Origin of the sequence: Achromobacter ruhlandii, from assembly GCF_002082135.1 — a bacterium.
Classification (GTDB): Bacteria; Pseudomonadota; Gammaproteobacteria; order Burkholderiales; family Burkholderiaceae_B; genus Achromobacter; species Achromobacter ruhlandii.
Window position 1 is genome coordinate 1,906,961 of the sequence record NZ_CP017433.1, and the last position, 26,785, is coordinate 1,933,745.

22 protein-coding genes are annotated in these 26,785 nt (G+C 69.6%); 10 read left to right on the top strand and 12 right to left on the bottom strand.

What is annotated here, in order from left to right; genetic code table 11:
* Positions 1-20 precede the first annotated feature (20 nt).
* Positions 21-1,466, bottom strand: a complete 1,446-nt coding sequence (locus tag AruCF_RS08700) for an HD domain-containing phosphohydrolase (RefSeq protein ID WP_063570215.1) — start codon at positions 1,464-1,466, stop codon at positions 21-23.
* 157 nt (positions 1,467-1,623) lie between these two features.
* Between AruCF_RS08700 and AruCF_RS08705 the strand changes: the two genes are divergently transcribed.
* Positions 1,624-2,397, top strand: coding sequence for an alpha/beta fold hydrolase (locus tag AruCF_RS08705; protein WP_063585198.1), 774 nt, complete (start codon positions 1,624-1,626; stop codon positions 2,395-2,397).
* Between the two features lie 76 nt (positions 2,398-2,473).
* Here the strand turns inward: AruCF_RS08705 and AruCF_RS08710 are convergent, their stop codons facing one another.
* Complete coding sequence (locus AruCF_RS08710) at positions 2,474-3,172, bottom strand: Crp/Fnr family transcriptional regulator (protein ID WP_083036601.1); 699 nt, start codon at positions 3,170-3,172, stop codon at positions 2,474-2,476.
* Positions 3,173-3,301: 129 nt separating this feature from the next.
* On the opposite strand from AruCF_RS08710, the gene AruCF_RS08715 reads away from it, so the two are divergent.
* The 8 genes from AruCF_RS08715 to AruCF_RS29100 all read left to right on the top strand — a co-directional run bounded on the left by AruCF_RS08715 (position 3,302) and on the right by AruCF_RS29100 (position 12,123).
* Complete coding sequence (locus AruCF_RS08715) at positions 3,302-4,360, top strand: ABC transporter substrate-binding protein (protein ID WP_253825989.1); 1,059 nt, start codon at positions 3,302-3,304, stop codon at positions 4,358-4,360.
* Positions 4,344-5,414 (top strand): FecCD family ABC transporter permease, encoded by a 1,071-nt coding sequence (locus tag AruCF_RS08720; RefSeq protein WP_254431180.1) that lies wholly within the window; start codon positions 4,344-4,346, stop codon positions 5,412-5,414. The genes AruCF_RS08715 and AruCF_RS08720 overlap by 17 nt, the downstream gene beginning before the upstream one ends.
* Positions 5,407-6,141 (top strand): ABC transporter ATP-binding protein, encoded by a 735-nt coding sequence (locus AruCF_RS08725; RefSeq protein ID WP_083036603.1) that lies wholly within the window; start codon positions 5,407-5,409, stop codon positions 6,139-6,141. Before AruCF_RS08720 ends, AruCF_RS08725 begins: the two co-directional genes overlap by 8 nt.
* Positions 6,142-6,146: 5 nt before the next feature.
* On the top strand, positions 6,147-6,749 hold the full coding sequence (locus tag AruCF_RS08730; RefSeq protein ID WP_063570219.1) for a hypothetical protein: 603 nt from the start codon (positions 6,147-6,149) through the stop codon (positions 6,747-6,749).
* On the top strand, positions 6,746-7,396 hold the full coding sequence (locus tag AruCF_RS08735) for a hypothetical protein (protein ID WP_054516173.1): 651 nt from the start codon (positions 6,746-6,748) through the stop codon (positions 7,394-7,396). Before AruCF_RS08730 ends, AruCF_RS08735 begins: the two co-directional genes overlap by 4 nt.
* Positions 7,397-7,440: 44 nt before the next feature.
* Positions 7,441-9,609: a TonB-dependent receptor gene (locus AruCF_RS08740; RefSeq protein ID WP_063570220.1), complete on the top strand. Its 2,169-nt coding sequence runs from the start codon at positions 7,441-7,443 to the stop codon at positions 9,607-9,609.
* Positions 9,610-9,709: 100 nt separating this feature from the next.
* Positions 9,710-11,872, top strand: a complete 2,163-nt coding sequence (locus AruCF_RS08745; RefSeq protein ID WP_083036605.1) for a TonB-dependent receptor — start codon at positions 9,710-9,712, stop codon at positions 11,870-11,872.
* A 95-nt stretch (positions 11,873-11,967) separates the two neighbouring features.
* Positions 11,968-12,123: a hypothetical protein gene (locus AruCF_RS29100; RefSeq protein WP_156350986.1), complete on the top strand. Its 156-nt coding sequence runs from the start codon at positions 11,968-11,970 to the stop codon at positions 12,121-12,123.
* A gap of 50 nt (positions 12,124-12,173) precedes the next feature.
* Here the strand turns inward: AruCF_RS29100 and AruCF_RS08750 are convergent, their stop codons facing one another.
* The 4 genes from AruCF_RS08750 to AruCF_RS08765 form a co-directional block, all read right to left on the bottom strand.
* On the bottom strand, positions 12,174-14,372 hold the full coding sequence (locus AruCF_RS08750; protein WP_083037057.1) for a TonB-dependent siderophore receptor: 2,199 nt from the start codon (positions 14,370-14,372) through the stop codon (positions 12,174-12,176).
* Between the two features lie 541 nt (positions 14,373-14,913).
* Positions 14,914-15,897, bottom strand: coding sequence for a FecR family protein (locus tag AruCF_RS08755; RefSeq protein ID WP_083036606.1), 984 nt, complete (start codon positions 15,895-15,897; stop codon positions 14,914-14,916).
* Positions 15,894-16,397 (bottom strand): sigma-70 family RNA polymerase sigma factor, encoded by a 504-nt coding sequence (locus AruCF_RS08760; RefSeq protein ID WP_006384744.1) that lies wholly within the window; start codon positions 16,395-16,397, stop codon positions 15,894-15,896. The genes AruCF_RS08755 and AruCF_RS08760 overlap by 4 nt, the downstream gene beginning before the upstream one ends.
* Positions 16,398-16,502: 105 nt before the next feature.
* Positions 16,503-17,834 (bottom strand): MFS transporter, encoded by a 1,332-nt coding sequence (locus tag AruCF_RS08765; protein WP_083036607.1) that lies wholly within the window; start codon positions 17,832-17,834, stop codon positions 16,503-16,505.
* Between the two features lie 120 nt (positions 17,835-17,954).
* On the opposite strand from AruCF_RS08765, the gene pdxR reads away from it, so the two are divergent.
* Positions 17,955-19,457, top strand: a complete 1,503-nt coding sequence (gene pdxR, locus AruCF_RS08770; protein ID WP_059271764.1) for a MocR-like pyridoxine biosynthesis transcription factor PdxR — start codon at positions 17,955-17,957, stop codon at positions 19,455-19,457.
* Between the two features lie 151 nt (positions 19,458-19,608).
* On the opposite strand, the gene AruCF_RS08775 is transcribed toward pdxR, so the two are convergent.
* The 6 genes from AruCF_RS08775 to AruCF_RS08800 form a co-directional block, all read right to left on the bottom strand.
* Positions 19,609-20,937 (bottom strand): aspartate aminotransferase family protein, encoded by a 1,329-nt coding sequence (locus AruCF_RS08775; protein WP_083036609.1) that lies wholly within the window; start codon positions 20,935-20,937, stop codon positions 19,609-19,611.
* On the bottom strand, positions 20,934-22,013 hold the full coding sequence (locus AruCF_RS08780; RefSeq protein ID WP_083036611.1) for a phosphotransferase: 1,080 nt from the start codon (positions 22,011-22,013) through the stop codon (positions 20,934-20,936). Before AruCF_RS08780 ends, AruCF_RS08775 begins: the two co-directional genes overlap by 4 nt.
* A complete protein-coding gene (locus AruCF_RS08785) occupies positions 22,010-23,308 on the bottom strand; it encodes an ArgE/DapE family deacylase (protein WP_063570225.1) in 1,299 nt (432 codons plus the stop codon). The genes AruCF_RS08780 and AruCF_RS08785 overlap by 4 nt, the downstream gene beginning before the upstream one ends.
* A 146-nt stretch (positions 23,309-23,454) precedes the next feature.
* Positions 23,455-24,714, bottom strand: coding sequence for a putative Na+/H+ antiporter (locus AruCF_RS08790; protein ID WP_059271758.1), 1,260 nt, complete (start codon positions 24,712-24,714; stop codon positions 23,455-23,457).
* Between the two features lie 24 nt (positions 24,715-24,738).
* Complete coding sequence (locus AruCF_RS08795; RefSeq protein WP_059271756.1) at positions 24,739-25,209, bottom strand: hypothetical protein; 471 nt, start codon at positions 25,207-25,209, stop codon at positions 24,739-24,741.
* 59 nt (positions 25,210-25,268) lie between these two features.
* Positions 25,269-26,783, bottom strand: coding sequence for a tripartite tricarboxylate transporter permease (locus tag AruCF_RS08800; RefSeq protein WP_059271754.1), 1,515 nt, complete (start codon positions 26,781-26,783; stop codon positions 25,269-25,271).
* Between the last annotated feature and the right edge of the window lie 2 nt (positions 26,784-26,785).

The following is a 26,785-nucleotide window of genomic DNA, read 5'->3' on the forward strand; positions in this document are numbered from 1 at the left end:
CGCCTGTCGCGCGGCGCCCGCTACAGCAGGCCCGAGGTCAGCGCCTTGAGCGTGGCGGCCGCGCGGGTCGAGCATTCCAGCTTGCGGAACACGCTTTCGACGTGGGTGCGCACCGTGCTGGGGCTGATGTTCAGCGCGCGCGCCGCTTCCTTGTTGCTGGCCCCCAGGCTGATCTGCCGCAGCACTTCCAGTTCGCGCTGCGACAGCGGCGAGACGGCGCGGCGCGGGGCGGCGGTTTCGCCGCCCGCCGCGGCGATGGCGGCCTCGGCCACGTCGGCATCGTAGCGGCCGGCGGCGGCCTCCTGGCGCAGTTGCCGCGCCGCGTCCGCCAGCGCAAGTGCGGGACGCCAGGGACGGTCCTCGCGCAGCGCCTGCAAGGTCACACAGGCGGCCAGCACGCGTTGCGGCAGGCCCAATGCCGCGCCCGCCGCGCCGCGGAAATAGCCGCTGCCATCCAGCCGTTCGTAGGCATACGAGGCCAGTTCGGCGGCCTCGCTCAGGCCCTTGATCTGGCGCGCCGCGCGCGCGGTCCAGTAGGGCATCAGGCGCACCTGCTCCCATTGGTCCGGCGACAGCTTGCCGGCGGTGTTCCACAGGCGGTTCGGCAGCGCGGCGCGGCCGATGCCGTGGACCAGCGCGGCGGCCTGCAATTGCGCCTGCGTCGCCGCGTCCAGGTCGAGCCGCGCGGCGGTGGCCACCGCCAGCGCCGCCACCCGGCGCGAATAGCCGGCCAGCCAGGGCAGCTTGAGTTCGGCCACGTCGGCCAGCAGCGTCAGCGCGGCGGGCGCGCCGGGGCGGCCGCCGGCCAGGTTCCAGTCGGCGCCGTCGGGCGGATCGGCGTCGATCCGGTCGAGCCAGGCCGGGCCGTGGCGCGCGGCCAGCGCGGCGATGTCGGCGGGATACTTGGCGCCGGCCTGCTGGCGCAGGAAGTCCAGCGCGCTGTTGCGGCCATGGGCGCGGCTGAGGATCTCCAGGTCGCTGGCGGCGTTGACGATGAACGCCAGCGGCGAGACGGCGCCGCCGTCCAGCGCCTGCGGCATGCCCTTGCCATCGTGGCGCTCGAAGGCGTGGCGCAGACCGGTCACGACCGCGTCGGGCATGCCCAGGCTGACGGCGACGTCGCCGGAGATCTCGCAATGGATCAGCGCCAGCGGCACGATCAGCGACTGCGTGCGCGCATCCAGCGGCGGCAGGGTCTGCGCCATCATGGCCTCGCGCGAGGCGATGTCGTCGCCCAGCAGTTCGGCGAAGCCGCCGGCGTTGGCGGTGCAGCCGGACCAGCGCAGCAGCGCCACCGCGCGGGCGTGGTCCTGGCCGGCCGTATCCAGGCCGTGCGCGGCGGCCAGCAGACCCGCCAGGCAGGCGGTGCGGCGCGAATGGTCGGTGGCGCGGCCCATGCTGAGGTCGCCGATGAAGGCCATGGCCAGCACGGCGTCGGTCAGTTCTATGGCGCTATCGGCGATCATGGGGGCAGGCGGGGCGATGAATGGGGGCGGCAGGAGAGGGCGGGAAGGCGAGAACCGGCGCATCGGTCAATCATCCGATACCGCGCGACGGGCGGGAAAACGACACTGGCGTCAACCAAGCGCCACGTCGGCGCTGGACCCCGAAAAAGGAATCGTCATGAAGCGCCATATTATCGCAGCCTCCCTCCTGGTCGCCGGCCTGTTCGCCGCGCCCGTTTCGCCGTCGTTCGCCGCCGAACCGGCCGCCGCGCGGCCGTCCGTCGTCATCGTGCATGGCGCCTTCGCCGACGGCTCGGACTGGGCCAAGGTGGTCGCCCTGTTGCAGGCCAAGGGCGTGCAGGTGCAGGCGGTGCAGAACCCGCTGGAATCGCTGGCCGGCGACGTGGCCGCGGCCAACCGCGCCATCGACAACCAGCCCGGCAAGGTGGTGCTGGTCGGCCATTCGTGGGGCGGCACGGTGATCACCGAGGCCGGCAACCATCCCAAGGTCGCCAGCCTGGTCTACGTGGCCGCCTTCGCGCCCGATGCCGGCCAGTCGGTGGCGACGCTGACCGAGGGCACGCCCAAGGCGCCGGGTTCGGACAGCATCGGGGCCGACAGCCACGGCTGGCTGAGCCTGTCGCCCGCCGGCCTGGCGCGCGATTTCGCGCAGGATGTGCCGGCCGCGCAGGCCCGGGTGATGGCGGCCACGCAGGGCCCGATCAAGGCCAGCGCCTTTGGCGAAGCGGTGTCGACCGCCGCGTGGAAGACCAAGCCGTCGTGGTTCGTCGTCAGCAACCACGACCGCATGATCCTGCCGGCGCTGCAACACCAGATGGCCAAGCGCATCGGCGCCAAGGTCACCGACCTGCAGACCAGCCACGTGCCGCAGCAATCGCAGCCGGACGCCGTGGCGCGGGTGATCCTGGACGCGGTGGCCAGCGTGAAGTGAGGGCTGTGACCGCCCGGCGACGTGATATCGGGCGGTCACGCATGAACGCCGCGCGTCCGTCGGGACACGCGGCGTTTCAGCATCCGGACGCCAGTCGTTCGAGCGGCGCGAGCCGCAGCACGTAGAGCGTGCCGGCGCGGCTGGCGATGATGCCTTCGCGGCGCCACTTGGAGAAGATGCGGCTGAGGGTCTCGGCCCGCATGCCGAGCTTGACGGCGTTCTGCGAGTGGCTGAGCGGCAGGGTCAGCGGCTGGCCGGCCTGAGGCTTGCCGGCGCGCAGCACGTATTCGGCCAGGCGTTCCTGCGCCGAACTGGAAGTGAGCCAGTCGATCCGGTCGGTGTGATGCCGCACCAGCGCGGCGCCGTGGGCGGCGACGCGGCAGGCGAAGCGGCCGTCGTCGCGACACAGCTGCAGGAAGGCGCCTTGATGCAGCAGGCAACCATTGCCGTCGCGGCGGGCGCGGACATGATGCAGGTGGCGCGGCGTCGGCTCGAACATGGCCAGCACCGACAGCCAGCCGCCCGGGCCGACTTCGCCAAATACCTTGTCATCGCCATCGGCGGTGTAGCGCAGGCCCTGGACCAGCCCCTCGCACACCAGCAGGCACGCGGTTGCCGGCTGGCCTTCGGAAAACAGCGTGTCACCCGCCTCGAAGCGCAGCCAATGGGCGCGCGCCGCCAGCGCGCCGAGCGCGGCGTCGGCGATGCCCTCGAACCAGGGATGGCGCCGCAACGCGGCGAGCAGAAGCGACTGAGACGAATTGACAATAGTCATTTGATCGGCGGAGGTGGCTACCTAGAATTCGAATCGAAAATGATTCCTGTTCAAGATGCCCTCCCCGTGAAAAAATACAAGGCCTGGACCGCGCCGCAACCGCGCCGTCTTATAAGTTCTCCCATTGCCTTGAGCGCCTTGTCGGCGGCGTTGTCATGGTCGCCTGGCGCGGCGGCGCAGGGCCCCGTTCGCTTCACCGACATGCTCGGCAACCCGGTCACGCAGGCCGCGCCTTCGACGCGCGCGGTCTCGCTGCCGATGCCGGGCGGCACGCTGTTGATGTCATTGGACGGCGGCTCGTCGCGCCACCTGGCGGGCATGCATCCCGACTCCTATGCGCGCATGGCCGACCCGGTGCCGTCGCGCCTGTTCCCGCACATGGAAAGCGTGCGCTCGGACATTACCCGGTCGGGCTTCGTGCCGAACGTGGAAACCCTGCTGCAGATCCGTCCCGATATGGTGTGGCAGTGGGGTCACATGGGCGACGACCTGATCGCGCCGCTGCGCAACGCCGGCCTGCCGGTGGCCGCGCTGCTGTACGGCACCGACGTGCGCACCCGCGAATGGATCCGGCTGATGGGGCATTCGCTCGGGCGGGATGCGCAAGCCGCCCGGCTGCTGGCGTGGCGCGACGAGGTGCGCGCGCAGATCCTTCGCGTCACCGGCGGCCTGCGCGCCGACGAGCGGCCGGGCGTGCTGTACCTGTCGCGCTACCGGCCGCAATTGCGCACGTCGGGCGCGGGCAGCAGTTTCGATGACGACATCCAGCTGACTGGCGGGCGCAACGTGGCCGCGGCGGTGGTTGGCACTGGCCAATCGGTCGGCATCGAGCAGATCATGGCCTGGGCGCCCGATGTGATCCTGCTGAACAACTTCGAGTCGGGCCTGACGCCCGCCATGATCTATGCCGATCCGCTGTTCGCGGATATTCCGGCCGTGCGCAGCCATCGCGTCTACATGATTCCGGCCGGCGGCTATATCTGGGATCCCCCCAGCCAGGAATCGCCGTTGTACTGGCAGTGGCTGAGCCAGTTGCTGCATCCGAAGCGATTCGACTGGCCGCTGCGCGAGCGCATCGCGCAGGCCTACGCCTGGCTGTACGGCTATGACATCGACGCCGCCGATATCGACAAGGTGCTGCGCATGCGCTTGAACCAGGGAGCCGCCGGCTATGACCGCTTGCGCTGAACGGAATCCCGCGCGGGGCGACGATCGGCGGCGCGCCTGGCCCTGGTGGCTGATGATCGCCGCGGCGCCGCTGTCGGCCCTGGCCGCGTTGTGCGTGGGGCGTTATGCCTTGCCGGCCTCTCACGTGGGCGCCGCGCTGGCTGGATGGGCGCTGCCCGACGGCCTGGCATCCTGGCTGCCGGCCGTCGCCGACGCCGAGCGCCGGGTGGTATTGCTGGTGCGCCTGCCGCGGGTGCTGCTGGCGCTGTTGGCCGGCTCCAGCCTGGCGCTGTGCGGCGCGGCCTTGCAGGGCGCCTTCCGCAACCCCCTGGTCGGTCCGCAGATCCTGGGCATTTCGTCCGGCGCCGCGTTTGGCGGGTGCGCGGCGATCCTGCTGTTCTCGTCGCTGTGGGCGACGCTCGGGCTGGCCTTCGCCGGCGGCCTGCTGGCGGTGGCCATCGTCTACCTGCTGGGCCGCTCGCGGAGGCGCACCACCATCCTGATGCTGGTGCTGGCGGGCGTGGTCACCAGCGCGTTCTTTTCCGCGCTGATCTCGCTGGCCACCTATTTCGCCGATCCCTACGACAGCCTGCCGGCGATCGTGTTCTGGCTGATGGGCAGCTTCGCCACGGCGTCCTACGTCAAGCTGGGGGCGGCGGTGGCGCCCATCGCGGCGGGCATGGGGTTGTTGTTCGCGCTGCGGTTCCGCATCAACGTGCTGTCGCTGGGGGACGAGCAGGCCAGCGCCATGGGGCTGGCGGTCGAGCCGCTGCGCTGGATGCTGCTGGGCTGCGCCACGCTGGTGGTGTCGGCCAGCGTGGCGGTGTCGGGCACGGTGGGCTGGGTCGGGCTGGTGGTGCCGCACATCGCGCGCATGCTGGTCGGCCCCGATCACCGCGTGCTGCTGCCCGCCAGCGCCTTGCTTGGCGGCACCTACATGGTGTGGGTCGATACCGTGGCCCGCAGCGCCACCAGCGCCGAGATTCCGCTGGGCGTGATCACCGCGCTGGTCGGCGCGCCGCTGTTCGCATGGCTGTTGCGCCGCACGCAGGGCAGGGAGGCGGGCCATGCTTGAACTGGACCGCCTTGCCGTGCAGGCCGGCGGCCGCCTGCTGCTGTCCGACCTGACGCTGCGCGTGCCGGCCGGCGGCGTGCTGGCCGTGCTGGGGCCGAACGGCCGGGGCAAGACCACCTTGCTCAAGACACTGCTGGGGGTGCAGCCGCCGGCCGCTGGCGCGGTGCGCCTGCGCGGCCACGCCGCCTATGTGCCGCAGCGCACCGATTCGCTGTTCGCCTACGACGTGCTGGCCATGGTGACCATGGGCCGCGTGCGGCACCTGCGCTGGTGGGCCTCGCCCGGCCCGGGCGACCGCGAGATCGCCCGCGAGTGCCTGCGCGCCGTGCGGCTGGAGCATCTGGCGGCGCGGCCCTTCCACGCGCTCAGCGGCGGCGAACAGCAGTTGGCCTGCATCGCGCGGGCCATGGCCAGCGCCAGCCCCATCATCGTGCTGGACGAGCCCAGCGCGGCGCTCGACCTGCGCAACCAGGACGTGATCCTGACGCTGCTGCGGCGGCTGGCGGGCGAGGGCATGACAGTGGTGTTCTCGACCCACCAGCCGCAGCACGCGCAGCACATCGCCGACCAGACCCTGTTGATGCATCCCGACGCCTGCGAGGCCGGGCCTACCGGGCAGATGTGCACCGACGAACGCCTGAGCCGGCTGTATGGCTTGCCGCTGCGGGTAACCACCATCACCGCCGACCGCCGCGAGGTGCCGGGCGTGATTCCTCTTTTCCATTGACTCCGATGAACACCATCGTCTATTTGAATCACTGGACCGGCGACGGTCCCGCCGTGTTGACCGGCGGCGATGCGCCGCCGGCCATCGCCGAACCCCTGTACGCCCTGCATCGTCTGGAACTGGCGGCGGTACGGGCCCTGCTGGTGCCGGCCAATACCGACCAGCGCTATCTGCTGTCGCAGCAGGCCCGGCTGGAGGCCTGGCTGCTGGCCGGTGGCACGATGGTGTTCAACGGCCACGTGGCCTATCCCTTCCTGCGCTGGCTGGCGCCGTTCGTGCCCGGCCCGGCGCGCGGCATCGAGGGACTGCGGCTGCACCGCGCCCAGGCGCATCCCGTTTTCGATGGCGTCGATCCGGAACACCTGACCTTCCGCCGCGGCGTGGCCGGCTTCTACGCGCGCGGCGGCAACCCGCCGCCGGCCGGCGCCAGCGTGCTGCATACGCTGGGGCCGGACGCGGTGCCGGTGGACTGGGTGCTGTCCTTGCCCGGCGGCGGCCGCCTGTTCACGCATTCCGGCAACGACATGTGGATGTATGCGGGCAGCGAGGACAGCACCCGCCGCATCGTGCCGCAACTGGTCGACTGGCTGCGCGGGGAGGCGGCATGATCCACGACGCCCATTCCGTTTCGAACCGGCGAGCGCCGGTGATCGCCGCGCTGGACGCCGGCACCTACTACCACCATCGCACCTTCCACACGCCGGAACTGGCGGCGTACATCGACCGGGTGATCTACCTGCCGGAACTGGATGACGCCGCCCTGGAGGGCTGCGACGCCTTGATCGTGTCGTGCCGCATCAATCCCGAGCTGCTGGTGGCGCAGCGGGCGCGCTTGGCCCGCTTCCTGGCCGCCGGCAAGACGCTGGTGGCGATGGGCGAGACCGGCTCGCACCGCTGGCTGGATGGCGTGCGCTGGACCGATTGCGAAGTGAATTTCTGGTGGTGGAAGACGCCGGGGGCCGATCCGGGCCTGCGGCTGGCGGCGCCCGACCATTCGCTGTTTCGCTACCTGACGCTGGCCGATGTCACCTGGCACCAGCATGGCACCTATGCGCCGCCGCCCGGCGCGGTCTCGCTGGTCGACAAGGTCGGCGCCGGATCGGTGCTGTACGAGGATCGGTGCAGCACGGCGGGCCGGCTGATCGTCACCTCGCTCGATCCGATGTACCACCACGGCAGTTATTTCATGCCGGCCACCAGCCGCTTCCTGCGCGGTTTCCTGCCGTGGCTGAAAGATTCCACGCCCGCCGCCTGAGGCGGCTTCCTTCCGGCCTCCGGGCTTCGCCATTGCGTTTTCGTATGACTCATTCCTTCCCGTCCTCGCCCTTCGTCCGCGCCATCCTGCTGGCCGCCGCCAGCCTCGGCGCGCCCGCCATGGCCGCCGAGACCGCCGCGCAGCTTCCCGCCATCCGCGTCACGGCCGAAGACGCCGCCGTCGACGATGGCCGCCTGCATGCCATTGGCGCCACGCCGCCGCCGGCGACGCTCGACCATACGGTCACGCAATCGGTGTCGGTGGTGGATCGCCAGGACCTCGACCGGCTCAGCGCCATCAGTACGCTGGAGCTGTTGGGCCGCATCCCGAACGCCACCATCAATCTGAGCGGCGGCATTGGCGGCACCCTGTTCCTGCGCGGCATGGACACGTTCGACATGCGGGTGCCCGTGTTCATCGACGGCGATCGCTTTCGCGGCCGCAATAAATTGCAGTTCATGCTCATCAGCCCCACCGAGCTGGAAGCGGTCGAGGTGGTGCGGGGGCCTGATTCGGCACGCTTTGGCAGCGATGGGCTGGGGGGCCTGATCAACTTCGTCACCAAGCGCGCCCATGGCAACCTGGAGCACGGGTTCGCCGTGGATGGCGGCGAGGTGTCGACCACCTGGCAGAGCAATGGCAACGGCAGGCAGGCCAACGCGGCGCTGGAGGCGGCCGGCGATGGCTTCGACCTGCGCGTCTATGCCACCGGGCGGCGCGCCGGCAACTTCCGCAGCGCCGAGGGCGAAGTGCCGAACAGTGATTTCCGCAGCGCGGGCGGCGGCATCGTGCTGGGCTACATGCCCGACGCGCGCCAGCGCGTCGAGATCAGCGGCCGCATGGCGCACGTCAACGAAGGCTGGGCCGGCACCGTGCCGCCCTATCCGCTGGCCACCACCCGCAGCAATCCCCTGAACGTCAAGCAGGGAAGGCTGGCCTATCGGGGCGAGTTCGACGGCGCGATCAGCGAATTGCGCGCCAGTCTCTATGTCAACGAATTCGACACCACGCTGGTGGTGCACAACCAGGCCAACCCGGATCGCGTGCTGGACGTGCAGCGCCACGTGCCGGGGCCGCTGGCGTATGGGGGCAGCCTGGCGGCAACCCTTCCATGGGCCAGCGTCGCCACCACGGTCGGCATGGATTTCATGCATGAAAACTGGCCCGGCCAGGAACGGCGCACGCAGGTGACGCTGCGCCAACCGGATGGCGGCGCGCGCGTCAATCGCGGCGCCTGGGAGCCCAGCGGACCGTCCCGCTACCAGACCAATATCGGCGCCTTCGTGAGCAATGAGTGGACGATTTCGCCCAAGTGGACGCTGACCGCTGGCGGCCGCCTGGATTGGTATCGTTCCGACGTCGACCTTGACCCCTTGCCGACGCCCGATCTGCTGCCGGCCTTCCGCGCCGCGCAGAACAACCAGCAGACCGCCACCACGGGCAGCCTGGGACTGTCGTACCGCGCCACCCAGGTGATCGAACTGCTGGGCAGCGTCGGCAATTCGTTCCGCATGCCGTGGATCTTCGACATGTTCGACGCCGGCTTCACGGGCGCCAGCTATTCCTTCCCCAACCCCCAGCTCAAGCCCGAGCGCGGCACCAATGTGGACATCGGTACCCGCCTGCATTTCGAGGATGCCAGCGTTGGTCTGACCGCGTTCCGCAGCGATTTCCGCGACTTCATCGAGAACGTCAACACCCAGTACAACGGCCTGCCCGCCACGCAAAAGGCGAATGTGGGCAAGGTCCGGGTGCAGGGCCTGGAAAGCGACTGGCGCTGGCAGGTGACGCGCGCGCTCAACCTGTATGGCAGCGCCGGCTACCTGCATGCCACCAACCGCATCACCCACCGGCCGCTGCCCTCCATCGCCACGCTCAGCGGCCTGATGGGGGTGCAGTACGTCGGGCCGAACGATGCCTATGCCTTCAGCGGCGAATTGCAGTGGGCCAAGGGGCAGGGCCGTTATGACGACGGCAAGGAATATCCGGCGGCCGGCTTTGGCGTGGTCAACCTGTCCGCGCAATTGCAGCTGGACCGGCTGGGCTTGCCGAGGGTGGGCAATACCCAGGCGGTGTTCAGCATCAACAACCTGTTCGACCGCGCGTATCGCACCGCCGCCACGGCGTCGAATGTCAATTACCCCATGACGGGCCTGAACCCGTTGCTGCAGCCGGGGCGCAGCGTCAACGTGACGTTGCGGACGCGGTTCTGAGCCTGGCGCGCGGGGCCCTGTTGCGCCGCGCGCCGGCTTTCATCGCCGCCGCGCACGGCGGTGTTTCTCCGGCCTTCGGGCTTTGCCTTTGCCTTCCTGTATGACTCATCTCTTTCCGCCTTCGCCCTTCGTCCGCGCGTTCCTGCTCGCGGCCACCACCCTTGGCGTGCCCGCCGTGGCCGCCGAACCCGCGCAGCTGCCGGCCATCCGCGTCACGGCCGGCGACGGCGCGGACGACGGCCGCCTGCACGCCATCGGCGCCACGCCGCCGCCGGCGACGCTGGACCATGCGGTGACGCAATCGGTGTCGGTGGTCGACCGCCAGGACATCGACCGGCTCAGCCCCATCAGCACCCTGGAGCTATTGAGCCGGATTCCCAACGCCACCATCAACCACGCTGGCGGCATTGCCGGCACGGTATTCCTGCGCGGCATGAATACCAATGACATGCGGGTGCCTGTGTTCATCGACGGCAATCGCTTCCGTGGCCGCAATACCTTGCAATTCATGCTGATCAGCCCGACCGAGCTGGAGCAGGTCGAGGTGGTGCGCGGGCCGGATTCGGCGCGCTTCGGCAGCGATGGGCTGGGCGGCCTGATCAACTTCGTCACCCGGCGCGCCCACGGCAATCTGGATCATGCATTCCAGCTCAATGGCGGCGAGGTGTCGGCGTCGTGGCGCAGCAACGCCAACGCGCTGCAGGCCAACGCCGCGCTCGAAGCCGCCGGCGACGGCTTCGATCTGCGCGTGTATGCCACCGGCCGGCGCGCCAGCAATTTCCGCAGCGCCACCGAAGAGGTGCCCAACAGCGGCTTTCGCGGCGCGGGCGGCGGCATCGTGCTGGGCTACATGCCCGACGCGCGCCAGCGCATCGAGATCAGTGGCCGCATGGCGCATGTGAATGACGACGTCGCCGGCGCGGTGCCGCCGTATCCGCTGGCCAGCAGCCACCGCGATCCGCTGGCCGTCAAGCAGGGCAAGCTCGGCTATGCCGGCGAATTCGACGGCCTGGTCAGCGAGTTGCGGGCCAGCCTGTACGTCAACGAATTCGATACCACCCTGGCCGCCCACAACGAGGTCAACGCGGCCCGCGTGGTCGACGTGCGCCGGCACGTGATCGGGCCGCTGGTCTATGGCGGCAACCTCGCGGCGACCATACCCTGGGCAAGCGTCGCCACCACGGTCGGCATGGACTTCATGCATGAAACCTGGCCGGGCCAGAAGCTGCGCACCTGGACGACGGTGCGCCAGCCCGACGGCACCAGCACCCTGAACCGTGGCGACTGGATCCGCAGCGGACCGACCCGTTACCAGACCAACATCGGCCTGTTCCTGAGCAACGAATGGAATCCCGCGCCCAAATGGACCGTGAGCGCGGGCGGCCGCTACGACTGGTACCGTTCCGACGTCGGCCTGAGTCCGCTGCCGTCGCCCGATCTGCTGCCGGCCTTCCGCGCCGCGCGGAACAACCAGCAGACCGCCATCACCGGCAGCCTGGGGGTGTCGTACCGCGCCACCGAGGTGGTGGAACTGCTGGGCAGCGTGGGCAATTCGTTCCGCATGCCGTGGATCTTCGACATGTTCGACGCCGGCTTCACCGGAACCGGCTACACCTTTCCGAATCCCCAGCTCAAGCCCGAGCGCGGCACCAATGTGGATGTCGGCACCCGTCTGCATTTCGCCGATGCCACGGTCGGCCTGACGGCGTTCCGCAGCGACTTTCGCGATTTCATCGAGAGCGTCGACACGATGTATCTGGGGCTGCCGGCGACGCAGCGCGCGAACGTGGGCAAGGCGCGCGTGCAGGGATTCGAAAGCGACTGGCGTTGGCAAGTGACCCGCGCGCTCAACCTGTATGGCAGCGCCAGCTATCTGCACGCCACCGACCGGGTGACGAACCGGCCGTTGCCGTCCATCGCCGCGCTCAGCGGCTTGATGGGCGTGCAGTATGTGGGGCCGAACGAGGCCTACGCCCTGAGCGGGGAGTTGCAGTGGGCCAAGGGGCAGAACCGCTACGACAAGCGCAAGGAGTATCCGGCCGCCGGTTTCGGCGTGGTCAACCTGTACGCGCAACTCCAGCTGGATAAGCTCGGATTGCCGCGGGCCGGCAATACCCAGGCCGTGCTGGGCGTCAGCAATCTGTTCAACCGCGCCTACCGTAGCGCGGCCACGGCCTCGAACGTGAATTACGCCATGACGGACCAGAATCCATTGCTGCAGCCGGGCCGCAGTTTCAACCTGACGCTGCGGACGCGGTTTTGAGGTTTTTCGGTCGCGGGAACCGAACCCCGCCGCGCCGGTCCATAGCCAACGGATCGGCCGCCGGCCACTCCGCTTGATATATCAAGGAAGACCTCATGTTCGGAATTGGAATCGCCCTGGCCATTCTTGGCGCCGTATGCCTGCACGCGGCGATCGGCACACATCGCGCCGGGTGTGAGCGCCGCGACAGTTATGCCCTGGCGGGGCTGGGCATTGTCGCGGGAAGCGGCGGCGCGTTGTTGCTGGTCTAGGCGCCGCGCTGGCAGGCAGGCGGGCGTCCCGGCCTCGGGACGCCCGTTTTTTACCAGTAGTACTTCACCGACGCCACCACCGTGCGGCCGTTGCCGTACATGCACACGCCGTACGACTGGCAGCCGCTGACATAACGCTTGTCGAACAGGTTGGCGGCGTTCAGGGCGAAACGCCAGTTCGGCATTTCATAGTGCAGGCCGGCGTCGTAGACGGTGTAGCTGGGGATCTTCAGCGAATTGTCGGCCGCGCCCGCGGCCGAGCTCTGGTAGCGCACGCCCGCGCCGGCGCCGAAGCCTTCCAGCGGCCCGGTGCGCCAGGTCCAGTCGGCCCACAGCGAGGCCATCTGGCGCGGACGCGGGATGTCCACCGGCCACTTGCCCTGGGTCTCGTCGTTGGCCTTGGTGATCTTGACGTTCTGGAACACGTAGGCGCCGACGATGGACAGTTCGGGCGTGATCTTGCCCACGGCGCTCAGCTCGACGCCCTGCGAGCGCACCGCGCCGGTCTGCACGTAGCTGCTGTTGGTCGGGTCGTTCGGGTTGTTGGTGACGACGTCGGTCTGCTTGATCTGGTAAATGGCGGCGTTCAGCGTCACGTTCTTGCCGTCGGGCTGCCAGCGCAGGCCGGCCTCGATCTGTTTGCCCTGGGTCGGCTTGGCCCAGTTGCCGTCGGCCAGGCGGGTGTTGGAGACCGGGTTGAACGAGGTCGAATAGCTGACGTAGGGCGACAGGCCGTAATCGCCAAGATAGGTCAGGCCGACGCGGCCCGTGAAGGCCTGGTCCAGCTGCGCGGCGCGGGTGTCGGCCTCGCGGTCGTTCTGGCGGGTGCGGGCCCAGTCCTTGCGGCCGCCCAGCGTCAGCACCCAGCGGTCCCACTTGATCTGGTCCTGCGCGTACAGGCCCACCGTGTTCATGACGGTATAGGTGTCGGTGCGCGGGAAGGCGTTGGGGCCGTAGAAGATCGAGCGGTTGATCGGCGTGTAGACCGGGTGGTAGACGTTGAGCGACGGCGCCAGCGCCATCCATTCGCTGTCGATGGTGGACTGGCGGCTGTATTCCAGGCCGGTCAGCAGCGTGTGTTCGAGCGCGCCGGTGCGGAATCTGGCCTCCGCCTGGTTGTCGATGTCGAAACGGCTGTAGTTGAACTGGAAGCGGCCGGCATAGCGCGTGATCGTGGCCTGGGTCGGGTCGCTGTCATCCAGGCCGCCGCCCCAGACCGAACGGTTATTCAACTGCAGGTGCATCAGGCGCGTGTTCTGGCGCAGGGTCCAGACCGAATCCAGTTTGTGTTCCAGCGCGTAGCCGACCGACCATTGCTTCTTGTGATAGTCGTTGAAGTCCGGTTCGCCGGTATAGACGTCGCGCGAAATGCGGCCATTGGGATTGGACAGCACCGTGCCCTGGGCGGGCAGGAAATTGGTGTTGATGTCGCCCCAGTCTTCGAGGTAGGTGGCCGACAGCGTCAGGCTGGTGGCGGCGCTGGGCTGCCAGCGCAGCGACGGCGCGAACACCACGCGCTGGTCCTTGTTGGGGCCGGTCTGGGCGTTGCCGTCGCGGCCCACGCCCAGGATGCGGTACGACAGCGTGCCGACCTCGTTGAGGCTGTCGCCGAGGTCGAAACTGAGTTGCTTGCGGGCGTAGTTGCCGACCTGGGTCTCGATCTCGCGGATGCGCTCGCCATTGGCCAGCTTGCTCTGCACGTCGACGATGGCGCCGGGGTCGCCCTGGCCGTACAGCACCGAGGTCGGGCCGCGCAGCACGGTGATGCTGTCGATCAGGTAGGGATCGACGCGCCAGCTGGCCAGGTTGAGCGTGTTGGGCACCTGCAGGCCGTCGACGTAGGCCGTGGGGGTGAAGCCGCGCAGGGCCGAATACCAGTCGGAACGGTTGTCCGAGCCATAGCTGGAGAAGCCGGGCACGTAGTGCAGCGCCTGGTTGATGTCGGTGGCGCCGGTCATCTCCAGCTGCTGCGCGGTGACCACGTTGATGGTCTGCGGGATCTCGTTGAGCGCGGTGTCGGTCTTGGTGCCGGTGCGGCTGCGGCGCGCCACCAGGCCTTCGATCGCGTCGCCCCGGGTGTCGCCATAGACCGAGACGGTGGGCAGCGTGGCGGTGTCGGCGGCGGGCGGCTGCACCACCGCGGTGTTGCCGGTGATGCGCGCGACCAGGCCCGTGCCGGCCAGCAGGCGGTCCAGCGCCTGTTGCGGTGTCAGGGTGCCGCTGATGGCGGGCGCGCGCCGGTCCTGCACCGCTTCGGGCAGGTAGTAGACCTGCAGATTGGTCTGGCGGCCCAGTTGCAGCAGCGCCTGCGCCAACGACTGGGCGGGCAGGTTGATCTTGACGGCGGCGGCTTGCGCGTGGGCGGCGGACGGCGCGGCGCCCAGGGCGACGGCGAGGGCAAGGGTCAGGGTGCCGAGGGCGGCATGCAGCGGCGTGGCGCGGGGGCGCGGGAGGCGGGTGGGCCTGGCGGAAATCTGGGTCACGATGGCGCTCGATCGGGGCGGCGGTTTCCGCGAGGGAACCGGCCGGCGGGTTCATGCGGGGCGACAGCCTCCGCTTATCTGCTAAGAGCGGATCGGACGCCGAACCCCGTAATGATTCTCAACTCAAAATGGAAACAAAATGTATCTCCGACCGGCGTGGCCGGGGCGGGGGCCGGCTGGGCGGGCGCGAGGGCGCGGCGTTGCAACCGGCGCGGTGGCGGTCGCCGCGCGGCGCTGGCGAGGGCGGAAAGCGGGAATGCGGGGGTGGGGCGCGGAGGGCGGCCTGGACTGAAGACGCGGCGCCGGGTCAGCGGGCGATGATGTCGCTGCCGCCGTCGGCGCGCGGCGTCACGCGCACGGGGATCAGGGCGGGCAGGGCGGCCAGGAAGCCGCGGGTGTCGTCGACGTCGAACACGCCGGCGATGCGGATGCCGCGCAGCGCGGCGGCGACCCGGATGGGCTGTTCGCGGTAGCGGTTGATCTCGTCCACCACCTGCGCCAACGGCACGTTGTCGAAGACCGCCTTGCCCTGCCGCCAGGCGGTGAGCGTGGCCACGTCCACGGCTTCGGCCCGCAAGGCGTCGCCCGCATGGGTCAGGCTGACGCCCTGGCCGGCGGCCAGCAGCACCCGTTCGCGCCGCCACCAGGCGCCGGTGGCAACCTCGACTGAGCCGGATTCGACCGCCACCGCCAGCCGCTGGCGGTCATAGCGCACGTTGAAGCGGGTGCCGGTGACGCGCACGCGGCCCAGGTCGGTGTCGACGACGAAGGGCCGCGCCTTGTCCGGCGACACCTCGAACAGGATCTCGCCGGCGTGCAGCGCCACCAGCCGTTCGTCGCGGGTGTAGCGTACGTCGGCCTGGGTGGCGGTGTTCAGCGTCAGGACCGAGTCGTCCTGCAAGGCCACCCGGCGGCGCTCGCCGCGGGCGGTGGCGTAGGCCTGTTCGAACAGCGTCGGCGCCGGCCCCCAGAGCGGCCAGGCCAGACCGGCGCCGGCGGCGGCGCAGGCGGTGGCGGCCAGGCCCCAGGTCAGCCGGCGGCGTTGCGGCGATGGCGGGGGCGGCGCCGGCCGGCGCGAGAGCAGGGCGCGCAGGTCGCGGTCAGGCACGGCCTGGGTCAAGCCCCACACCTGCAGCATCTCCTGGTAGGCGCGTTCGTGCGCGGCGTCGGCCTGGCGCCAGGCCTCGAACTGGCGCCGTTCGCCGGCCGTCATCAGGCCGCCGCGGTCGCGCGCGAACCAGTACGCGGCGGCGTCCAGGGGATCCCTCGGCAGGTTGGGAACGGATGTCATGGCGAATAGGCGTGCAGCCGGGTGTGCAGGTGGCGCATGGTACGGGTCAGGTATTTTTCCACGCTGCTGACCGACAGACCCATGTGGCTGGCGATTTCCGGCACGGTCCAGCCTTCCAGGCGGTGCCAGGCGAAGACCGCGGCGCAGGGCTCGGGCAGTTCGTCCAGCGCCTGCCGCAGCGCGCGCGACAGTTGCGCGGTGCGCGCGCCGGCCTCGGGGCTGTCCTGCGCGGGGTGTTCGTCTTCGTCCAGGTCGTGCAGCGGCACGGCGGCGCTGCGCACCTGTTGGTGATACTGGTTGGCCAGGCCGTGGTAGATGCTGCGGTGCAGGTAGGCGCGCGGATTGCGGATGGCCGAGACGTCGCCTTCCAGCATGTTGGCGATGGCGTCGTGGGCGGTATCCTCGACGTCGCCGCTGGCGTGGCCCTTGCGCTTCCATGTGCCCAGCAGCTCGCGATAGTAGGCGAGCCAACCATGTTCGGCGGGGCGGGTCCGGCGCATGCGGGGGCAACGTGGAAGGGACGAAGCCGCCGATTATTGCAAATAAGAATAATTCTTGTAAAGCCGGCCGGGGCGCGCGGGCTGCCGCCCCGGCCGGCGCCGCCGCTACAGCGCGCGGCTATGCTGACCGGCGCCCAGCGCGCCGCCGCGCTGGCGGGCGGCCTCGCGCTCCGGCGTGGGCAGGTAGATGGCGCACAGCAGGTTGGCGCCGGCAATGATGGCGAACATCAGCGCCATCGGCTGCCAGGTCAGGCCGAAGGTGTGCGCCACCCACAGGCCCACCAGCGGCGTGGTGCCGCCGAAGATCGCGCCGCACAGCTGGAAGCTGAGCGAGATGCCGGTGTAGCGCATCTCCACCGGGAAGGCCAGCGGCAGGTAGGGCGCCAGCACCGCGTAGTAGGCGCCGATCAGGAAGATGGCGGTGAGGATGCCGATGGCGATGTTCTGGATGTCACCGGTCAGGATCAGCATCATCATCGGCACGGCCCACAGCGTCGACAGCGCGGTGACCCAGATCAGGAAGCGGCGCTCGCCGACGCGGGTGGCGATGTACGAGGCGATCGGGAAGCTGATCAGCTCGACCACGCCGGCCCAGGTCACCACGTCCAGGATCTGGCTGCGCGTGATCTTCAGGTAGGTGGTGGTGTAGGTGATCATCAGGGTGGTGACGAAGTAGAACCCCGAGATGCCCAGCAGGCACAGGCCGATGCCCAGCAGCAGCGTGCGCTTGCGTTCGCGCAGCACCATGCTGATGGGAGCGGTGCTTTCCTTTTTCTTTTCCTTCAGGCGCGCTTCCAGTTCGGGGCTTTCGTTGACGCCGCGGCGGATGACGAAGGCCACCAGCACCAGCACGCCGCTGATGATGAAGGGCAGGCGCCAGCCCCACGACAGGAAGTCCTCTTTGGGCAGGTCCGACACCAGGCGGAACACGCCGGTGGCCAGGATCAGGCCGATGGGGCTGCCGTATTGCGGCGCCGAGGCCAGGAAGGTGCGCCACTTGGGCGGCGCGTGTTCGGCCGCGATCAGCACCGCGCCGCCCCATTCGCCGCCCACCGCGATGCCCTGCACCAGCCGCAGCGCGACCAGCAGCACCACGGCGGCCAGGCCGATCGAATGGTATGACGGCAGCAGGCCGATCAGCGTGGTGGCCACGCCCATCAGCAGCAGCGTGATGACCAGGCTCTGCTTGCGGCCGACGCGGTCGCCGAGATGGCCGAACAGCACCGCGCCCACCGGCCGCGCGAAAAAACCGATGGCGAAGGTGCCGAGCGAGGCCAGCGTGCCCATGAAGGGATCGTTGGTAGCGAAGAACACGTCGCCGAACACCAGGGCGGCCGCCGTGGCATAACAGTAGAAGTCGTACCACTCGATCATGGTGCCGAAGAAAGCGGCGGCCGCCGCCCTGACCGGCTGTCTGCGGCCATTCTGGTCTTGCATGGAATTCCCCTTGTTTGTCGCGGCTTTCCACGGTGGCGCCGCATTGGATACGGCGTTGACGATAGCAACTACTGGCTATATCTTGTATAGCCACAATCCAATCAGAGATAGGTCCACTTCATGAAGGAAGTCCTGCTCGCCGACCTGCTTTCCGGCGCGCTCTCGCGCGAGTCGGCCGACCCGCTGCAAAAGCAGATCTACGACATCGTGCGGCGCGGGGTGCTGGACCACACGCTGGTGGCGGGGCAGCGCCTGCCGTCGTCGCGCGTGCTGGCGCAGGAGTTGGGCATCTCGCGCATCACGGTGACGCTGGCCTACGAGCGGCTGATCGCCGAGAACTACCTGAGCGCGCGCGGCGGCAGCGGCACCTTCGTCGAGAAGACCGTGGACCGGCCGCTGCTGCCGCCGGCCTCGCCCGAACACGTGCAGCGCCACGTGCCGGGCCTGTCCACGCGCGGCGAAGGCATCGCCGGCGGCGCGGCGGGGCTGGGCCAGCACACCGGCGCGTTCGTGCCAGGCGTGGCCGACGCCAGCCTGTTTCCGTTCCACCTGTGGCGCCGGCTGGTGTCGCGCCACCTGGGCAAGTCGAACCTGGCGCTGTCGGGCTACGCCAAGGACGGCGCGGGTTTCCTGCCGCTGCGCGAGGCCATCGCCAGCTATCTGCGGCTGGCGCGGGCCGTGGTGTGCGAGCCGGAGCAGGTCATCGTCACGGCGGGCACGCACCAGTCGATTGATCTGTGCGCCCGCATGCTGACCGAGTGGGGCGACGCCGCGCTGGTGGAAAGCCCCTGCCACTGGGCCTTTCCGCCGGTGCTGGCGGCGGCCGGCGTGCGCGCGCATGCCGCCGTGCTCGATGACCAGGGCCTGGACCTGGCGGCCAGCAAGCTGCCGCGCCGGGCGCGGCTGTTGATCACGAGTCCGTCGCATCAGTACCCGACCGGCGTGGTGATGCCGCTGGCGCGGCGCCTGGAGCTGCTGCAGGCGGCGCGGGCGCGCGGCCTGTGGGTGCTGGAGGACGACTACGACAGCGAGTTCCGCTACGACGGCGCGCCGATTCCGTCGCTGCAGGGCCTGGACGCCGACGGCCGCGTGATCTACCTGGGCACCTTCAGCAAGACCATGTTCGCCGGCCTGCGCATGAGCTACATGGTGGTGCCGCCGCAGGTGGCCGAGTCGTTCTCGCGGGCCTGCGCCAGCATCTATCGGCCGGGGCAGTTGCATCTGCAGGCGGCGCTGGCGGATTTCATGGCGGACGGCCATTTCTCGCACAACATCAAGCGCATGCGCACCGAGTACGCGCAGCGCCAGATCGTGCTGCGCGACGCGCTGGCGGCGCGCGTCGGCGATCAGGTGCGGTTGTCGCAGGCGCGGGCTGGCCTGCATGTGTATGCGCGGCTCGACCGCAAGGTGTCGGCGCCGCGCCTGGCCGAGGCCGCCCGCGACGAGGGCATCGTGCTGGGGCAGCCGCATTACCTGCCGGATGCCGCCAGCGCGGCGTCGCCCGCGGTGGTGCTGGGATATGGCGGCGTGCCATGCGAGCGCATCGACGACGGGGTGGCGCGCTTTGCGCGGGCGCTGGGGCGGGCCGGGGAGAACCGGCCCGCGCGCCGGGCGCGTCGTTGAGCCCCGTCGTTGCGTCCAGGCGGCCGGTCGCCGCGGTGACGCGCGGCAGTGCGACGCGGCGATGAATCACGGGGTGGCCCGCCGCCTCCGGCGGCCCCCGTTGTGGTGACTGGAGCCAGCGTAGAGGACGCGCGCCGCGCCGCTTTGCCGCCTACAGTTGCGCCAGGGTCTCATCCGCCGCCGCCAGCAGCAGGTCGGCGTGTTCCCGCGCGAACGGCAGCTGCGGCCGCAGCTTGAGCACGTTGCCGTGCAGGCCGGTGGCGCTGAGCAGCACGCGGCGCTGGCGCATCAGGTTGACGAAGCGGTGCGTCTCTTCCTTGGCGGGCGTCTTCGCGGCGCGGTCTCGCACCAGTTCGACGCCGATGAAGAGGCCGTCGCCGCGCACGTCGCCGATCAGCGCGTGGCGCTCGGCCAGCGCGCGGAAACCGTCGCGCAGGTACTGGCCGGTGCGGGCGGCGTTGGCCTGCAGGCCTTCGTCCTCGATCACCGAGAGCGTGGCCTGGGCCGCGGCGCAGGCCACCGGATTGCCGCCGAAGGTATTGAAGTAGCGCGCCTCGCGGCCGAAGCGTTCCAGGATGTCGGGGCGCGAGACCATGGCGGCGATGGGGTGGCCGTTGCCCATCGGCTTGCCCATGGTGACGATGTCCGGCACAAGAGCGTGGCGCTGGAAGCCCCACATGCACGAGCCGGTGCGGGCGAAGCCGGCCTGCACTTCATCGGCGATGAACAGGCCGCCGGCGTCGCGGATGGCCTGCGCCGCCGGCGCCAGGAAGCCGGCCGGGTCGCTGTAGACGCCGTCGCTGGACAGGATCGTGTCGACCAGCAGCGCGGCCGGCTTGATGCCGTGGCGCCGCAGGTCGTCGATGGCGGCCTGCACCTGCTGGCCGAACCATTGCCCGAGGGTGGCCGGGTCGTGGCGGTAGCTGTCGGGCGCGGCCACGGCGCGGGTGTCCACGCCCAGCGGCACGGCCTGGCCGAGCGAGGGCGACACGGCGGCCACCGCGGCGGTGACGCCGTGGTACGCCAGTTGCGTGACGATGACGCCGGTGCCGCCGGTGTGGCTGCGCGCCACGCGCAGCGCCAGGTCGTTGGCCTCGCTGCCGGTGCAGGTGAAGATGACCTGCGACAGCGGCTGCGGGAACGTCGCCAGCAGGCGCTCGGCGTAGTCCAGCACGCCGTCGTGCAGGTAGCGGGTGTGGGTGTTCAGCACCGCCGCCTGCTCGGCGATGGCGCGCACCACGCGCGGATGGCTGTGGCCCACCGAGGCGACGTTGTTGTAGGCGTCCAGGTAGCGCTCGCCGTCGGCGCCGTAGAGCCACACGCCTTCGCCGCGCACGATGTGCAGCGGCTGGTCGTAGAACAGGCGGTAGGCCGGCCCCAGCACGCGCTGGCGGCGGGCGATCAGCTCGCGTTCGGCCGGCGGCAGCGCGTCGGCCGCGGCGGGGTCGAAGGCGTTGAGCATGGCTTGGTCTCGGCTCATACAAGAGTCTCCATCGGGGTCTGGCTGGCGGCCAGCAGGATGTCGCTGGCCTGTTGCCGGGGCAGGGCGTCCAGGCGCGCCAGGCCGGTCCAGGCCAGGCCATTGTTGCGCAGGATGTACTGGCGGTTCTCGGGGTGCTGCTGCGCGCGCCAGCCGGTGATGGCCACCGTGATCAACAGGCGCGTGGCGATCAGGTCGGGCAGCAGCGCGATTTCGGTGTCGGTCAGCGGCAGCGTCTGGTGGTAGCTGGCCAGGCACTGGCGCAGGCCCGCCGACAGCGGGTCGGGCGCGTCGTCGAGCAGATAGGCGGCGGCCACGGCCAGGTCCTGCGCCAGCGGCGCGCGCACCATGTCGCCGAAGTCGAGCAGCGCCGCGATCTGTTCGGGGTCGTCGCGCGCCACCATCACGTTGTAGGGGTTGAGATCGTTGTGGATGACCTGGCGCCGCAACCCGCCCAGGCGCGGCCGCAGGTCATTGACGAAGCGTTCGAGCTGGCGCTCGGCCAGCCGGCGGCGGTCCGCCTCGGGAATCTTCGGCAGCAGGTCGGCGATGCGGTCGGCGTGCTGCAGGTCCCACAGCAGTTCGTGGTCGGCCATGGCGTGGTCGAAGCCGGCCAGGGCCAGGTCGAACTGCGCCAGGGCCCGGCCCAGCGCGCGGTACTGCGCCGGACTGCGCGCCACCTGGTGCAGCGGCACGCCCTGCACGAAGGTCATCAGCCGCAATGCCCGGCGCGCGCCGTCGCCGGCGTCGTGCCAGTGCACGTAGTCGCCTTGCAGGCCCGGGATCAGGCGCGGCACCGGCGGCTCGCCGCCGGCCCGCATGAGGCGCAGTTGCGCCTGGGTGTGGAAGTCGGTGACCGCCGGGTCCTCGGCGGGGTGGGTGGCCTTGAGCACGTAGGCGCCGCCGGCGGCGTCGCGCAGCAGGAAGTTCTGGTCGCGTTCGCTCGACAGCAGCGTGGCCTGTGCCGCCAGGCCGTAATGGCGCAGCGCCAGGGCCTCGGCCTCGGGCAGGGACAGCTTGGGCGGCTCGGCCGCGAACAGCGCCTGGCCGGCGCTGGGGAGGTTGCCGCCGCTCATGCCTGACGCTCTTCCAGGCCGCACCACTCGGCGATGAACAGGGCGATGGTCTGGGTGACCTTGCGCACCGATTCCAGGTTGACCGCTTCGTCGTAACCGTGCGGCATGCGGCATTCCGGGCCGTAGACGATGGCCGGGGTGTCGGCGTACAGGCCGTAGAAGCGGGCGTCGGTGGCGGCCGACGTGGCGTATTCGCGTAGCGCTTCGCCGAACACCTGCTCGTGCGCGGCGCGCAGCGCGGCCTCGGCCTCGTCGGCGTTCCGCAGTTCGTAGCCCTCGGCCATGAAGCCGTGGTAGATCACCTTGGGCGGATGCTTGGCCAGGAACGGATCGCGCGCCGCGGCCTGGGCCACGAAGGCCTCGATCTCGGCGCGCGCGGCCTCCAGGCTCTGGCCGGGATAGACCGCCACGCGCATGTCGAAGGTGCACCAGGCCGGCACGCTGGACGGCCAGTCGCCGCCGGCGATCTTGCCGAGGTTGAAACGGATGGGGTGAGGGTGGTCGCAGAAGTGGCGGTGGTCGCACTTGTTGGCGTTCCAGCGCGTTTCCAGTTCGTCCAGCGCCTGGATCAGGAAGATCGCCTTCTGGATGGCGTTGGCGCCCGCGCCGGTGAAAGCGGCCGAGGCGTGCTGGGGGTCGCCTTCGACCTGCACCTGGAACCACATCGGCCCGACCTGGGCGCGCATCAGCATCGGCAGCAGCGGTTCCGGGATGAAGGCGGCGTCGGCGCGATAGCCGCGCGCCAGGCAGGCCAGGGCGCCGTTGCCGGTGCATTCCTCTTCCACCACCGACTGCAGGAACACGTCGCCGGCCGGCGCCAGGCCGATGGCGGCGAGCGCGTCCATGGCCGACAGGCAGGCGACCAGGCCGGACTTCATGTCGCCCGCGCCGCGGCCGTGCATCCAGCCGTCGACGATGGCGGGGTCATAGGGGTCGCGGCTCCATTGCGCCAGCGGGCCGACCGGCACCACGTCGATGTGACCGTTCAGGATCAGCGAGCGGCCTTTCAGGCTGCGGGCGCGATGCGCGCCGACCACGTTGTAGGCGTTGTCATAGGACACCGCCACCGGCGAAAAGCCCGGCAGGTGGCGGATGGCCTCGACGTCGATGCGCCAGCGGTCCACGGCGTAGCCGCGTTCGGCGTAGCGCGCCGCCATGAAATCCTGCGCGGTGGCTTCTTCGCCGCGCTGCGACGGCAGGCGCACCAGTTGCGCGGTCAGTTCGGTCTGGGCCGCGAAGCCCGCGTCCACGGCTTGGAGGATGCGCTGACGCAGCGCCGGGGTCAGTTCTGGCATGGGTGTGCTCGAGGTTGACAGGGAACCCGGCCATGCTAGGGAAAATTGGATTGGTGAAAAATAGCCAATCCGGGTTATTTGATATAGCCACTTTGCGGCTGCGGCCTCTTGATGCCCTGGCGCCGGTCAGTCCGCCAGGGGGCGGGTCATAGCAGGAACAGGAGCGACGCGGCCACCAGGGTCGGCGCCAGTGCGCCGGCCAGCAGCCCGGGCATGCTGACCGCGCCGTTGTCGAACCCGCCGCGCAGCAGGGCGACCCCGGCGGGGTTGGGCGCGTTGGCGATCACCGTCAGGCCGCCGCCGGCGACCGCGCCCGCCACCAGCATGTACTGCGCCTGCGCCGAAATGCCGTCGATCAACGACCCCAGGTAGGTCAGGGCGGCATTGTCGGTGACGGCGGTCAGGGCCAGGGCGCCGAAGAACAGCACGCGCGGTTCAAGCCCGCTGACGATGGGTTGCAGCCACCATTGCTGCATGCCGCCCAGCACCACCAGCCCGGCCAGGAAGAAGCCGACCAGCAAAGCCTCCTTGATGATCAGCCGGCTCTGGTGCGCGGGGTAGGCCTGGGTATAACCCAGGAAGAACAGGAACAGCCCGAGAAAGATGATCGGATGGTGGGCGAACAGGACGACCGACGCCAGGAACAGCAGGTGCGCCGCGATGACGGTGGACGACATCGGCGTGGCGCTGTTGCCGACGGCCATGACATCGCCGGAGTGCAAGTGCGGCCGCAGCAGCCAGGTGACCGCGGTGGCATTGATCAGCACCGCCAGCGCGGCCTTCCAGCCGAACATCTTGAGCATGAAGGCGCTGTCCCAGCCCCAGGTCGCGGCGACCATCAGCACGGGCGGCGCCGCGTACGAGGTCAGGGTGCCGCCGATCGAGATATTCACGAACAGCACGCCCAGCGCCAGATATTTCAGCCGCTCCGGCATGGCGCGGTGAAAGACCTGCGGCGCCAGCATCATCGCCGCGATGGTCATGGCGGCCGGTTCCGTGATCAGCGAGCCAGCCAGCGGCACCAGGGCCAGGCACAGCCATGCCTTGGCGGTCCGGTCGGCGATCGGCATCCACCTGGCGAGGCGGTCCACCAGCCGCATGACCGCCGTGAGGACGGGCAGCGAGGCGGCGATGACCATGACCACGAAGACGAAGGCCGGTTCGGTGTAGTTGCGCGATTCGGCGTATTCGAGGGCGCTGGCGCCGGAGGCGCCCAGGGCCATCAGGACCAGCAGGACGGCGGCCCAGAAGCCGAACACCACTTCGACCTCGCCCAGCAGGTGCAGCAAGCCATGATGGCGCTTGCTGCGGTGCGCCAATCGCAGGAACAGCGGCGCGGAGAAGGTATGCAGCAGGGCGATCGCGAATACGATCGCGGCAATGATCTCAATCGGGTTGTCTGTCACGCCCGGGATTCCTTGAAAGAGGGTTCATACCCGCGCCACGTCGATCCACAGGCGCGCCATGACGACCTGGCGGACCAGGTCGTACAAATGGGCCGGCGCTTCGGCGGCGACCAGGACCCGGCGGATCAGCGCCTGCAAGTCCACGCGCAGGCACGGCTGGGGCAGCGGGGTTGCCCGCGCGCGCGCCGTGGCCATGAGGCGGATGAAGTCGAGCGACGGCGTGTCGATCCGCAGCTCCGCGTCCGCCGGCGGCAACACGGCATCGCGCAAGGCTTCCAGCGTCGAGCAGATATAGATGTCGGAGGGGGGGAGGCCGTCGGCGTCGATGCCCAGGTGCCACTCCTGCGTGCCGATGAGGGTGGCGCTGGCGCCCGCCGCGGGCGCCTCGAAGCGCAGCCGGCTGAACTCGAGCAATTCCATCAATTCCACGAAAGACAGGCCGCGCGCAATCGGCGACGTGGGCGCGGCGCCTTGGGGACCGTCGTGCAGTCTCATGGCGTACTCCTGGTGATGCGTCGGGGCCGCCGGATGGCGGCCCCATGTCATGCGGTTTGTCAGGTTCGGGCCTGTTCCATCTCACGGACCTTGTAGCGGTTGCGCACGGTCGAGTAGACCAGCCACAAGGCCAGCGCCAGGATCGCGTAGACGAAGGCGGCGCTGATCGGGCGGTCGATGAAGATGCTCATCTGGCCGCGCGACAGCAGCAGGGCGCGGCGGAAGTTCTCTTCGACCATCGGCCCCAGCACGAAGCCGAGCAGCAGCGGCGCGGGCGAGAAATGCAGCTTCAGGAACAGATAGCCGACCATGCCCAGCACCAGCACCATGCCGACGTCGAACAGGCTATTGTTGGTGCTGTACACCCCCACGCAGACGAAGAACAGCGCCGACGGGAAGAGATACTTGTAGGGCACCTTGAGCAGCTTGGCCCACATCCCGATCAGGGGCAGGTTCATGATGACCAGCATGACGTTGCCGATCCAGAAGCTGGCGATCAGGCCCCAGAACAGGTCGGCATGCTCGGTCACCATCTGCGGGCCGGGCTGGATGCCATGGATGATCAGCGCGCCCAGCATCAGCGCCATGACCGAGTCGCCGGGAATGCCCAGGCTCATGGTCGGGATGAAGCTGGTCTGCGCCGCCGAGTTATTGGCCGCTTCGGGGCCGGCGATGCCTTCGATGGCGCCATGGCCGAAGCGGTTGGGCGTCTTGGACACGCGCTTTTCGACGGCATACGACATGAACGACGCGATGGTCGCGCCGGTGCCCGGCAGGATGCCCAGGATCGCGCCGATGGCGCTGCCCCGCGCGATCGGCATCGCCGACTGCTTGATGTCGCCGGGCTCGGGCCGCACGGACATCTTGGTGGCGCTGCCTACGGTGGTCGCCTTGCCGATGCGGTTGACGTTGGCGAAGAAGTCCGCCAGGCCGAACAGGCCCATCGCCAGCGCCACCAGTTGCACGCCGTCGCTCAGTTCGATCACGCCGAAGGCGTAGCGGATGGTGCCGGTGTTGACGTCGGTGCCGACCACGCCGATCAGCAGCCCCAGGAACACCATGGCCACGCCCTTGATGGCCGAGCCCTTGGCCAGGGTGGCGCCGGCGAACAGCCCCAGCATCATCATCGAGAAATACTCGGCCGGGCCGAACTGGAAGGCCACCTCCACCAGCACCGGCGAGAACAGGATCATGATGATGATGCCGACGCTCGCGCCGATGAACGAGGCCAGCACCAGCATGAACAGCGCCGAGCCGGACTTGCCGCGCCGGGCCAGGGGATTGCCGTCCAGGCAGGTGACGGCATGGGACGGCGTGCCGGGCAGGTTGAGCAGGATGCAGGTGATGCCGCCGCCGTATTGGGCGCCGTAGTAGATGCCGGCCAGCATCATCAGGGCGGCGACCGGCGTCATGGCGTAGGTGAGCGGCAGCAGGATGGAGATCGCGGCCAGCACGCCCATGCCGGGCAGCACGCCGATCATGTTGCCCATGAAGACGCCGAAGATCGACCAGAGCAGGTTGTCCCACTGGAAGGCGACGGAGAACCCGTGCAAAACGTTATCGAAGAGTTCCATGG

What these genes read in the sequence shown, in the direction of transcription:
- AruCF_RS08720 (WP_254431180.1), top strand. Translation starts at nt 4,344, where the DNA reads ATGACCGCTTGCGCTGAACGGAATCCCGCGCGGGGCGACGATCGGCGG.
- AruCF_RS08780 (WP_083036611.1), bottom strand. Translation starts at nt 22,013, where the DNA reads ATGAGCGGCGGCAACCTCCCCAGCGCCGGCCAGGCGCTGTTCGCGGCC.
- AruCF_RS08795 (WP_059271756.1), bottom strand. Translation starts at nt 25,209, where the DNA reads ATGAGACTGCACGACGGTCCCCAAGGCGCCGCGCCCACGTCGCCGATT.
- AruCF_RS08745 (WP_083036605.1), top strand. Translation starts at nt 9,710, where the DNA reads ATGACTCATCTCTTTCCGCCTTCGCCCTTCGTCCGCGCGTTCCTGCTC.
- AruCF_RS29100 (WP_156350986.1), top strand. Translation starts at nt 11,968, where the DNA reads ATGTTCGGAATTGGAATCGCCCTGGCCATTCTTGGCGCCGTATGCCTG.
- AruCF_RS08775 (WP_083036609.1), bottom strand. Translation starts at nt 20,937, where the DNA reads ATGAGCCGAGACCAAGCCATGCTCAACGCCTTCGACCCCGCCGCGGCC.
- AruCF_RS08700 (WP_063570215.1), bottom strand. Translation starts at nt 1,466, where the DNA reads ATGATCGCCGATAGCGCCATAGAACTGACCGACGCCGTGCTGGCCATG.
- AruCF_RS08800 (WP_059271754.1), bottom strand. Translation starts at nt 26,783, where the DNA reads ATGGAACTCTTCGATAACGTTTTGCACGGGTTCTCCGTCGCCTTCCAG.
- pdxR (WP_059271764.1), top strand. Translation starts at nt 17,955, where the DNA reads ATGAAGGAAGTCCTGCTCGCCGACCTGCTTTCCGGCGCGCTCTCGCGC.
- AruCF_RS08760 (WP_006384744.1), bottom strand. Translation starts at nt 16,397, where the DNA reads ATGCGCCGGACCCGCCCCGCCGAACATGGTTGGCTCGCCTACTATCGC.
- AruCF_RS08765 (WP_083036607.1), bottom strand. Translation starts at nt 17,834, where the DNA reads ATGCAAGACCAGAATGGCCGCAGACAGCCGGTCAGGGCGGCGGCCGCC.
- AruCF_RS08755 (WP_083036606.1), bottom strand. Translation starts at nt 15,897, where the DNA reads ATGACATCCGTTCCCAACCTGCCGAGGGATCCCCTGGACGCCGCCGCG.
- AruCF_RS08735 (WP_054516173.1), top strand. Translation starts at nt 6,746, where the DNA reads ATGATCCACGACGCCCATTCCGTTTCGAACCGGCGAGCGCCGGTGATC.
- AruCF_RS08705 (WP_063585198.1), top strand. Translation starts at nt 1,624, where the DNA reads ATGAAGCGCCATATTATCGCAGCCTCCCTCCTGGTCGCCGGCCTGTTC.
- AruCF_RS08785 (WP_063570225.1), bottom strand. Translation starts at nt 23,308, where the DNA reads ATGCCAGAACTGACCCCGGCGCTGCGTCAGCGCATCCTCCAAGCCGTG.
- AruCF_RS08710 (WP_083036601.1), bottom strand. Translation starts at nt 3,172, where the DNA reads ATGACTATTGTCAATTCGTCTCAGTCGCTTCTGCTCGCCGCGTTGCGG.
- AruCF_RS08725 (WP_083036603.1), top strand. Translation starts at nt 5,407, where the DNA reads ATGCTTGAACTGGACCGCCTTGCCGTGCAGGCCGGCGGCCGCCTGCTG.
- AruCF_RS08740 (WP_063570220.1), top strand. Translation starts at nt 7,441, where the DNA reads ATGACTCATTCCTTCCCGTCCTCGCCCTTCGTCCGCGCCATCCTGCTG.
- AruCF_RS08730 (WP_063570219.1), top strand. Translation starts at nt 6,147, where the DNA reads ATGAACACCATCGTCTATTTGAATCACTGGACCGGCGACGGTCCCGCC.